9 protein-coding genes and 2 pseudogenes are annotated in these 9,108 nt (G+C 72.4%); 2 read left to right on the forward strand and 9 right to left on the reverse strand.

The window, feature by feature from the left end; genetic code table 11:
- Positions 1-199: 199 nt before the first annotated feature.
- Together AC2W7J_RS12270 and AC2W7J_RS12275 are read left to right on the forward strand one after the other, a co-directional pair.
- A pseudogene (locus AC2W7J_RS12270) lies at positions 200-505 on the forward strand (helix-turn-helix domain-containing protein); the annotation flags it as partial.
- A gap of 302 nt (positions 506-807) precedes the next feature.
- Complete coding sequence (locus AC2W7J_RS12275; protein WP_485982716.1) at positions 808-993, forward strand: helix-turn-helix domain-containing protein; 186 nt, start codon at positions 808-810, stop codon at positions 991-993.
- 46 nt (positions 994-1,039) lie between these two features.
- Here AC2W7J_RS12275 and AC2W7J_RS12280 read toward each other — a convergent pair whose 3' ends face one another.
- The 9 genes and pseudogenes from AC2W7J_RS12280 to AC2W7J_RS12320 all read right to left on the reverse strand — a co-directional run.
- Positions 1,040-1,783 (reverse strand): alpha/beta fold hydrolase, encoded by a 744-nt coding sequence (locus AC2W7J_RS12280; RefSeq protein WP_485982718.1) that lies wholly within the window; start codon positions 1,781-1,783, stop codon positions 1,040-1,042.
- Entirely contained in the window at positions 1,743-1,973 is a 231-nt protein-coding gene (locus AC2W7J_RS12285) for a hypothetical protein (RefSeq protein WP_485982720.1), read from the reverse strand. Before AC2W7J_RS12285 ends, AC2W7J_RS12280 begins: the two co-directional genes overlap by 41 nt.
- The gene (locus tag AC2W7J_RS12290) at positions 1,970-3,061 is read right to left on the reverse strand and encodes a branched-chain amino acid ABC transporter permease (protein ID WP_485982722.1); all 1,092 of its coding nucleotides are present in this window, start codon (positions 3,059-3,061) and stop codon (positions 1,970-1,972) included. The genes AC2W7J_RS12285 and AC2W7J_RS12290 overlap by 4 nt, the downstream gene beginning before the upstream one ends.
- Complete coding sequence (locus AC2W7J_RS12295; protein WP_427802495.1) at positions 3,058-3,942, reverse strand: branched-chain amino acid ABC transporter permease; 885 nt, start codon at positions 3,940-3,942, stop codon at positions 3,058-3,060. Before AC2W7J_RS12295 ends, AC2W7J_RS12290 begins: the two co-directional genes overlap by 4 nt.
- Positions 3,939-4,667, reverse strand: a complete 729-nt coding sequence (locus tag AC2W7J_RS12300; RefSeq protein WP_485982724.1) for an ABC transporter ATP-binding protein — start codon at positions 4,665-4,667, stop codon at positions 3,939-3,941. Before AC2W7J_RS12300 ends, AC2W7J_RS12295 begins: the two co-directional genes overlap by 4 nt.
- Entirely contained in the window at positions 4,664-5,398 is a 735-nt protein-coding gene (locus tag AC2W7J_RS12305) for an ABC transporter ATP-binding protein (protein WP_427802494.1), read from the reverse strand. Before AC2W7J_RS12305 ends, AC2W7J_RS12300 begins: the two co-directional genes overlap by 4 nt.
- Complete coding sequence (locus tag AC2W7J_RS12310) at positions 5,395-6,594, reverse strand: substrate-binding domain-containing protein (RefSeq protein ID WP_485982726.1); 1,200 nt, start codon at positions 6,592-6,594, stop codon at positions 5,395-5,397. Before AC2W7J_RS12310 ends, AC2W7J_RS12305 begins: the two co-directional genes overlap by 4 nt.
- A gap of 189 nt (positions 6,595-6,783) precedes the next feature.
- A pseudogene (gene dxs / locus AC2W7J_RS12315) lies at positions 6,784-8,644 on the reverse strand (1-deoxy-D-xylulose-5-phosphate synthase).
- 101 nt (positions 8,645-8,745) lie between these two features.
- A partial coding sequence (locus AC2W7J_RS12320) for a hypothetical protein (RefSeq protein WP_485982728.1) occupies positions 8,746-9,108 on the reverse strand: 363 nt, incomplete at its 5' end.

Below are 9,108 nucleotides of genomic sequence, written 5' to 3' on the forward strand. Positions count from 1 at the left end.
CTCGGGCCGGCACGGCCCCCGACGGGGGACCGGGACGCGCTCCTCTCGCTGCCCCGTCGTCGACCGCGCGCGGCACGAGGCCGGGCGACTCGTCGAGGAGGACGGGGTGCACGCCATCGGCGTCATCGCCTCGCACGAGGAGCTCGGCACCCTCGTCGTCGGTGCCCCGGGCACCCTCGAGGAGGCCGACCAGCGCACGGTGGAGCGGGCCGCAGTCGTCACCGCCCTCGTCCTGCTCTTCGAGCGCCAGGCCGACGACGCCCGCCAGACCGCCCGCAACCGACTGCTCGCCGACCTGCTGAGCGGTCGCGGCAGCCACGAGGAACGGACCGGCTACCTGCGCTCGGCCGGCCTCGAGCCGCGCGATCCGATGTGCCTCCTCGTCGCCCGTGGCGGAGACCCCACGCAGCAGCGCGCGCTGGCCCTCACCGTGAGCACGCTCCTCGGCGAGGGCTCGCTCGTCGGCACGCACGACGGCGCGATCGTCGCCCTCGTCGGGGCGACGACGCCGACCACCTCGCCCCGTTCGCTCGCCGAGCGCGTCCACCCGCGGACCCCGACTGACGTCGGCGGCTGCGGCCCGCTGACCGACGTCGAGACCTCCCCCGGGCCTTCGAGGACGGCGCCCGGACCGCCGGCGCGCTCATCGCCCTGGGGCGCTCGGGCACGGGCGCCGCGGCCCGTGAGCTCGGCTTCGCCGGCCTCATCGTCGGCTCCGACCCCGACGTCCACGACTACGTCCAGTCGGTCCTCGGTCCGGTCCTGCACTACGACGCGGAGCGGGGCAGCGACCTCGTCGGCACCCTCGTGGCCTACTTCGCCGCCGGCTCGAGCCCGCGCCACGCGGCCGGCGAGCTGCACGTCCACGTCAACACCGTGGCGCAACGACTGGCTCGGGTCTCCGCCCTGCTCGGGGACGACTGGCAGCACCCCGACCGCGCGCTGGAGATCCAGCTCGCCCTGCGCATGCGACGACTGCTCGAGAGCCGCTGACGCCAGGTTGAGGTATCCCCGACCGACTATCCGGTCGCTGGCACCTCTACCCGTCGCCCAACGATCGGTCGACGACGTCGGCGACGGTCGTCAGCCCCTCCCCGGTGAGGATGACGTCGTAGTGGTTGGCCTCGACCCGGTGCATCGCCAGGGACGAAGGGAGGTCGAGAGCCGCCAGCCGGGACTCGTCGTAGAGCCCCTGGGGCTCGTCCATGAGCCCCCGCTCGGCCCAAACGAGCTCGAGGTGCACGTCCTGCTCGACCGCTCGCCGTGCGGCCGCGTGCACGGTCGCGTCGGCGAGCACGTCGGCACCGTCCGCGCGGACGGCGTCGAGGATGCACGAGCTCATCCACCGGCCCGGCACGTCGGGCGCCGGCACGAGGTCGTGACCGAGGTAGGCCCGCACGACTGATGCCGCCGGACCCGCGAGCAGCGGGCCGACCGCGGGGTGCCGGGCCCAGAAGCCCAGGTGGGCCGAGGGGCTCTCGAAGCGCATCGCCAGGCGGTCCATGGCCGGCCCGATCACGGCCTGGAGGGCCGCGTCGATGTCGAGGTCCGCAGGTGCGGGGAAGGCCAGCCCGCCGTCCACGAGGACGACGGAGCTGAAGAGGCCCGGTTGGGCTGCGGCGGCGAGCGCGGCGACGAAGGCTCCCATCGAGTGCCCGACGACGACCGGCCGCACGCCGAAGACCGCCGAGATCGTGGCCAGGTCCTGGGCGTGGACCGCCAGACCATAGGGGCCTGACGCCTCACGGCTGGCCGCACGGCCCCGCAGGTCCGGTGCGAGCACCGACCGCCCCCGGCCCGTGACGTCGGTGCAGCTCGTCGGCGAGCGCACGCCACGAGAGCCCGTTGGCGGTGATGCCGTGGACGGCGAGCACGACGGGTGCCCCCTCGCGCGCAGGCGCGACGGTGAGGTCGTGGACCGCGAGCGAGCCCACGGGCTGCTCGATGACGAAGGTCGACTCGTCGGGGCTCATGCGTCCGACCTCCTCGGCAGGAGGCCCCGAGCGCCCTCGGTCTGCCGGGATCGGCCGGACCGGGAGCGCTGCAGCAGTCGGGCGCCCAGGCCGGTGAGCCCCTCGGGCGCGAAGTACACGACGACGATGAAGAGCACGCCGAGGATGAGCAGCGGCTCCCCGAGCAGGCGCTGGACGATGTCGGGCATGGCGGCGACGACCGACGAGCCGCTCACCTCGACCAGCCGGGCGTCGGCGTAGTGGTAGACGAACCCGCCGACGACCGCGCCCCACAGCCGACCCGCTCCCCCGAGGACGACCATGACGAGCAGCGCGAGGGTGAACTCGGTCGTCGTGACGTGCGGGCTCGAGCCGCCGAGGACGATGGCGTGCACGATGCCTCCGAGGCCACCGAGGACGGCGCCGACGACGATCGCCAGGAGCTTGACCCGGTAGACGTCGTAGCCGAGGACGGCGGCACGCTCTTCGTTCTCACGGACGGCGGCCATGGCGTGCCCGGCGCGGGTGCGGACGAGCAGCGCCACGGCGACGAAGGCGAGGACGACGAAGGCGAGCGCGAGCCAGTAGCGGTAGGGGGCGTTGTGCACCCCGACGAGCAGCGCCGGGACCGCCTCACGGCTGAGGATGAGCCCCTCCTCACCGCCGGTGACGTCGCCGGGGTTGCGCAGCACGATGATCGACGCGGCCTGGGCGAAGGCGAGCGTCACCATGGCGAAGGCGATGCCACCGACCCGCAGGGCGATGCCACCCACGACGAGCGCGAGGAGGAGCGTCACCCCGAGCGAGAGGAGGACCGCGACGGGCAGCGAGGTCCCCCATGACGACAGCGAGATCGTCAGCAGGTAGCTGCCCGCCGCAACGAAGAGCGCGTGGCCGAAGCTCAGCAGACCGGTGCGGCCGAAGATCACGTCGTAGCCCAGCGCGAAGCCGGCGAAGATGAAGCAGGTGGCGAGCAGCTGCAAGGAGCCGGGGCCGTTGACCCGGCCGGGCAGCACGCCCGGGACCGTCGCCGACACGTAGGGCAGGGCGACGAGGACGAGCAGGAGGGCCAGGCCCGGGAGGGCCTTGGCGACCGATCGGGCACTCATGCGGGTGCTCCCTTCATGGCGGCGGGACGAGCCAGCAGGACGAGGGCCAGCAGGAGGACGACGGACAGGTCGCCGACACCGCTGGCCGCGTAGTAGTTGGCGAGCTGCTGCACCAGCCCGACGGCGACCGCGGCAACCGCGGTGCCGGTGAGCGACCCCATGCCCCCGATGACGACGACGATGAAGGCGTAGATGAGCAGCGAGCCACCCTGGGCGGGCGACACCGAGCCGGCGTACTGCGAGTACAGGACACCGGCGAGCGCGGCGGCGGCCCCGCCCATCGCGAAGACGATGGTGAAGGTCGCCCGCACGTTGATGCCGAGTGCCTCGACCATCGTGCGGTTCTCGACCCCGGCCCGGATCACCAGCCCGAGGCGCGTGTAGCGCAGCAGGGCGTGCAACCCCGCGAAGACGAGCCCGGCCACGAGGACGAAGAGCAGCCGGTCGTTGGGCAGGTGCGCGCCAGCGAGCTGGGTCGTCGACGCCATCCACGACGGCTTCTCCACCGGCTTGGGGTCGGCGGACCAGACGGCCTGGGCGACGGCGACCGCCGCGAGGGAGAGCCCGACGGTGACGAGCACCTGCTGGATGTGGTGCTTGTAGAGGGGGCGGATGAGGCAGACCTCGACGACCACGCCGATGAGGGCCCCGACGAGGAGCGCCACGACGACCGCGGCGAGCAGCCGCACGCTGACGGACAGCTCGCCGGGTAGGCGCTGCATGGTCTCCCAGCCGGCGTAGGCGCCGGCCATCATGAAGGCGCCGTGCGCGAAGTTGAGCACGCCCATCAGGCCGTAGATGAGGCTGAGCCCGGCCGCGGCGAGGAAGTACAGCGCGCCCAGCCCGAGGCCGGTGCCGAGGATCAGGGTCAGGTCGCTCATGCCGCGCTCTCCCTTCGCATCGACACCCCGAGCAGCTCGCGGGTGAGCTCCTGGTCGGCGACGAGGTCGGCCGCCGTGCCGGTGTGCACGACGCTGCCGGCGTCGAGGACGACGACGGTGTCGGCGATGCGGCGCACGAGCGGCAGGTTCTGCTCCACGAGCAGGATCGGGGTCGTGCGGGCCACCTCGGCGAGGACGTCGGCGACCTCGGTGACGAGCTTGGGCGCCAGGCCCTTGGTCGGCTCGTCGATGAGGAGCAGCCGGTTGTCCCGCTGGAGGACCCGCGCGAGCGAGACCATCTGCTGCTGCCCGCCGGAGAGCGTCCCCGCCCGCTGGTCCCTGCGGGTCACCAGGTCGGGGAAGAGGTCACGCACGATCGGCGCGTCCGCCCCGGCCGCCGCGTCGACGAGGCGCAGGTTCTCGTCGACGCTCAGGCCACCGAAGACCTCCCGGTCCTCGGGGACGTACCCGATCCCGTCGCGGACGATCCGGACCGTCTGACGTCCCTGGATCTCCTGCCCGTCGAGCCGGATCGTGCCCGTGCGGGGTGCCAGCCCGAGCAGCGCCTTGAGGGTCGTCGTCTTGCCGACGCCATTGCGCCCGAGGAGGGCGGTGACCCCGGTGGACGGCACCTCGAAGGAGACGCCCTGGAGGATGTGCGAGCCGCCGTAGCGCACGTGGAGGTCCTCGACGGTGAGGACCGGCGGCGTGGTCGTGTCGTTCACAGTGCTTCTCCCAGGTAGGCCTGCTGGACGCGCTCGTCCGAGGTGACCTCGGTCGGGCTGCCGACGGCGAGCAGCTGACCGTGGTGCAGCACGGCCACCCGGTCGGCGAGGCCGAGCACGACGTGCATGTGGTGCTCGACCATGGCGACCGAGACACCGCTGTCGCGCACGTCGCCGATGATCTCGGTGAGCCCGTCGACGTCCTCGGCCGAGACGCCGGCCATGGGTTCGTCGAGCAGGAGCACCTTGGGGTCGGACGCGAGCGCCATCGCCAGCTCGAGCTTGCGGCGATCGCCGTGCGACAGGTCCCGGGCGAGGGTCTGCCCCTTCCCGGGCATCCGCACCCGCGCGAGCAGGTCGTCGATCCGGTCCCCGCCGACGATCCCGGCCGCGCGGAAGGGCGAGAAGGGCGCCGGCCCCGCCGCCTGGATGGCCAGCCGCACGTTCTCCCTCGCGGACAGCCCGTCGAAGAGCGCCGAGGTCTGGAAGGACCGGGCGAGCCCCCGACGGGCGCGCTTCGTCGCGCTCAGCCGGGTGACGTCGTCCTCCCCCAGCGTCACCCGCCCGTCGCTCGGCCGGGTGACGCCGGAGAGGATGTTGACGAGCGAGGACTTGCCCGCTCCGTTGGGACCGATGATGCCGAGCAGCTCGCCGACGCCGACCTCGAGCGTGATGTCCTCGAGGATCCGCGCGCCGCCGATGCGCCACCCGACACCGGCAGCGGCGATCACTTCGACCCGGCGACGGGCGGCGCCACGTCCGCGGCGTCGATCGTCTTGCCGAGGACGGGCACGAAGTTCTTGCCCTTCTTCTCCAGCGACACGGTGAACATCGGCTGCAGCAGCGCGTGGTCCTCGGCGCGGATCTCCATCGGCCCCTTGGGCCCCTCGAAGCTCCACCCCTCGAGGGCCTTGACCATCTTGTCCGGGTCGTTGCCGCCCTCCTTGATCGCCTGGACGACCATCTGGCCGGCGACGAAGCCGTCGGTGCTGAAGAGGTCGACCTCCTCGCCGTCCTTCGCCAGGCTCTCCTCCAGCGCGGTGTAGGCCTCGTTGTCGGCGGCACCGGCGAAGAAGTGGCTGAGGAAGTCGATCTTGGTCCCGGCCTCGCCGAAGAGCGCGTGCGTCGCCTTGATGTCGAGGCCGGTGACGACCTTGGTCTCGTCGAAGACCCCCTGCTGGGACAGCGTGCTCCACATCGCGGTCGCGTTGTCGCCGGCCCACGCGACGAAGAGCAGGTCGGGCGATCCGGCCTTGATCTTCGTGGCGAAGGGGGTGAAGTCCTTGGCTCCCGCAGGCGCCTCGACGGCGGTCACCTTCGCGCCCTGGGCACCGAGCACGCTCTTGACCGCGTCGATGTTGGCGGTGCCGAAGGCGCTGTCCTGGGCCAGGACGGTGACCTTCTTGCCCTTGACGTCGCCGAGCATCGTCCCGGCGGTCGCGACGTCCTGGTAGGTCTGGCGGCCGGAGCGGAAGGTGTAGTCGTTGGCGCCCGTGACACCGTCGACCGCCGCCGGACCGGAGATGAAGAGGACCTTGTTGTCCTCGGCCAGCGGGGCGACCTGCAGGGCCACGCCCGAGGCCGTCGAGCCGGCGATGATCTTCGTGTCCTGGCCGATGAGGTCGGTGGCGCCGGAGACGGCCTTGGCCGGGTCGCCGGCGTCGTCCTTCTCGGTGATCTCGATCGGCTGGCCGTTGACCTCTCCGGTGCCGTCGGTGGCGTAGTCGATGCCGGCGTCGAAGGCGGCGCGGTACTGGGCGCCGTACGTCGCGAGTGGTCCCGACTTGCTGTAGACGAGGCCCACCTTGTGCGGCCCGTCCGCGTCTCCCCCGTCGCCGCCCGACCCGGGGCTGCCGGGGGCACCGCACGCGGTGACACTCAGGCTGACGGCGACGCTCGCGAGAGCGAGCTTCCACGACATGGACATGGCAGGACCTCCACCCCGGCGAGCGCTCGCGCCTTTGCTGCAACGAGAACCGTTGACGCTCGACCGATGGCGGGAGTCAACCGGTGGCGGTCACGCCGTGGCGTGGGTTGTCGCACCACTCTTGGCGCCGGGTCATGGCACGCCGCACCACGACGAAGGGGGTCCCGCCCCCTTCGTCTCGTGGTCGGGTCAGAGGTGCGCGCGCAGCCGCTCGACGATCGGCTCGGGAGTCAGCCCGACGCTCTCGAGCACCTGGGCCCGCGAGGCGTGGGCGAGGAACTCCTTGGGCAGGCCGAAGCGGTGCACCGGGGCGGTGACCCCGGCCTCGTCGAGGACGCGGGCGACCTCGGCGCCGACGCCGCCGGAGACGTTGTTGTCCTCGATGACGGCGACCCGGCCGGAGCGAGCGGCGAGCTCGACGAGGGCAGCGGGCACCGGCAGGACCCAGCGGGGGTCGACGACCAGCGTCGAGTGGCCCTCTGCCGCAAGCTTTTCGGCGACCGTCGTCGCCGTGCCGGCCATCGAGCCGACCGAGACGACGAGCACCTCGGGGTCGACCGCCGGGTCACCGGCGAGGACGTCGAGCCCGTCGACCGTCGCGACGGCCTCGAGCGGGTCGGCGACGCTGCCCTTGGGGAAGCGGATGACCGTCGGGCCGTCCTCGACGTCAACGGCCTCGCGCAGGGCGACCCTGATCTGCTGCCCGTCGCGGGGGGCGGCCAAGCGCAGGCCGGGCACGATGCTCGCGAGCGACATGTCCCACATGCCGTGGTGGCTGGCGCCGTCGGGGCCGGTCACGCCGGAGCGGTCGAGGACGAAGGTCACGCCTGCCTTGTGCATGGCGCAGTCCATGAGCAGCTGGTCGAAGGCGCGGTTCAAGAAGGTCGCGTAGATCGCGAGACCGGGTGCATCCCGGCGAAGGCGAGTCCGGCCGCCATGGTCGTCGCGTGCTGCTCGGCGATGCCGACGTCGAAGATCCGGTCCGGGTGGGCCAGCGCGAAGGGCTGCAGCCCGACGGGCATCATCATCGCGGCGGTGATCGCGACGACCTCGGGCCGCTCGGCCCCGAGCGCGAGCATCTCGTCGCCGAACTCGTCGGTCCACGAGCGACCGGCGATCTCGAGCGGCAGGCCGGTCTCGGGGTTGATCTTGCCGACGGCGTGGAACTGGTCGGCCTCGTCACCGACCGCGTGCTCGTAGCCGCGGCCCTTCTGCGTGATGACGTGGACGAGGACCGGCCCGCCGAAGGCCTTGGCCCGGCGCAGTGCCTGCTCGACGCTCGTCTCGTCGTGCCCGTCGACGGGCCGACGTACTTGATGCCGAGGTCCTCGAACATCCCCTGCGGCGCCCAGAAGTCCTTCGCGCCCTTCTTCATCGAGTGGATGGCCTGGTAGGCCGCCCGCCCGACGACCGGGGTGCGGTTGAGCTTGTCCTTGCCCCAGTCGAGCACCTGCTCGTACTGACGGTTGGTCCGCAGCATCGCGAGGTGGTCGGCGAGGCCGCCGATGGTCGGCGCATAGGAGCGCTCGTTGTCGTTGACGACGATGACGAGCGGCAGGTCCTTGTCGGCCGCGATGTTGTTGAGCGCCTCCCAGGCCATGCCGCCGGTGAGCGCACCGTCGCCGATGACGGCGACGGCGTGCCGCTCCTCGCCGCGCAGGCGATAGCCCTTGGCGATGCCCTCGGCCCACGACAGGGAGGTCGAGGCGTGGCTGTTCTCCACCACGTCGTGCTCGGACTCGGCGCGGCTGGGGTAGCCGGAGAGCCCGTCACGGGTGCGCAGCGCGCTGAAGTCCTGCCGCCCCGTGAGCAGCTTGTGCACGTAGGACTGGTGACCGGTGTCGAAGACGAGCGTGTCGTCGGGCGAGTCGAAGACCCGGTGCAGGGCGATGGTCAGCTCGACGACACCGAGGTTGGGGCCGAGGTGCCCGCCGCTGCGTGAGACCTCGGCGACGAGGAAGGAACGGATCTCCTGCGCCAGGGTGTCGAGCAGCTCCTCGGGGAGTCGCTTGAGGTCGGCGGGAGAGGTGATCGTCTCGAGGACTGCCACGCGGGCTTCCTTCCGGTGTCGGGGACCGCCTGAGTCTACGTCTCGAAGGCTGGCACGTGGCTGTGACCCGCCTCGGTCCTCACCACGTCGGGCGAAGGGGGTCACAGCCGCTCGACGAAGACATTGCCGTCGAGCGCCTCGCGCAGCAGCAGGATGCTGCGCTGCGCCGAGCGCAGCCGCAGCCCCTCGTGCTCGAGGCACACGAGCAGGGCGTCGACGGTCCCCTCGGGCAGGGCCTCGGCGAGGTCGACCCGCACGGTGCGATAGGCCTGTCGCATCGCCTCGACCTGGGCGGCGACGTGCTGCTCCGCGAGCCAGGCCAGGGCGACCGGGTGGCGCCGCAGGACCGCGTGCCCGCGGTAGTCGGGCGGACACAGGTCGAGCAGCCACGAGACCGCCGCCGGCTGCCAGCCGCGCACCCCCGGGCGGCGGCACGCGGTCCGGCCACCCCCGGCGGTCCCCCC

Source organism: Janibacter sp. CFPM2_SD2, assembly GCF_057364645.1.

Excerpts from the sequence above, each read along its gene's own strand:
- AC2W7J_RS12295 (WP_427802495.1), bottom strand. The coding sequence starts at position 3,942 with ATGAGCGACCTGACCCTGATCCTCGGCACCGGCCTCGGGCTGGGCGCG.
- AC2W7J_RS12285 (WP_485982720.1), bottom strand. The coding sequence starts at position 1,973 with ATGAGCCCCGACGAGTCGACCTTCGTCATCGAGCAGCCCGTGGGCTCG.
- AC2W7J_RS12290 (WP_485982722.1), bottom strand. The coding sequence starts at position 3,061 with ATGAGTGCCCGATCGGTCGCCAAGGCCCTCCCGGGCCTGGCCCTCCTG.
- AC2W7J_RS12310 (WP_485982726.1), bottom strand. The coding sequence starts at position 6,594 with ATGTCCATGTCGTGGAAGCTCGCTCTCGCGAGCGTCGCCGTCAGCCTG.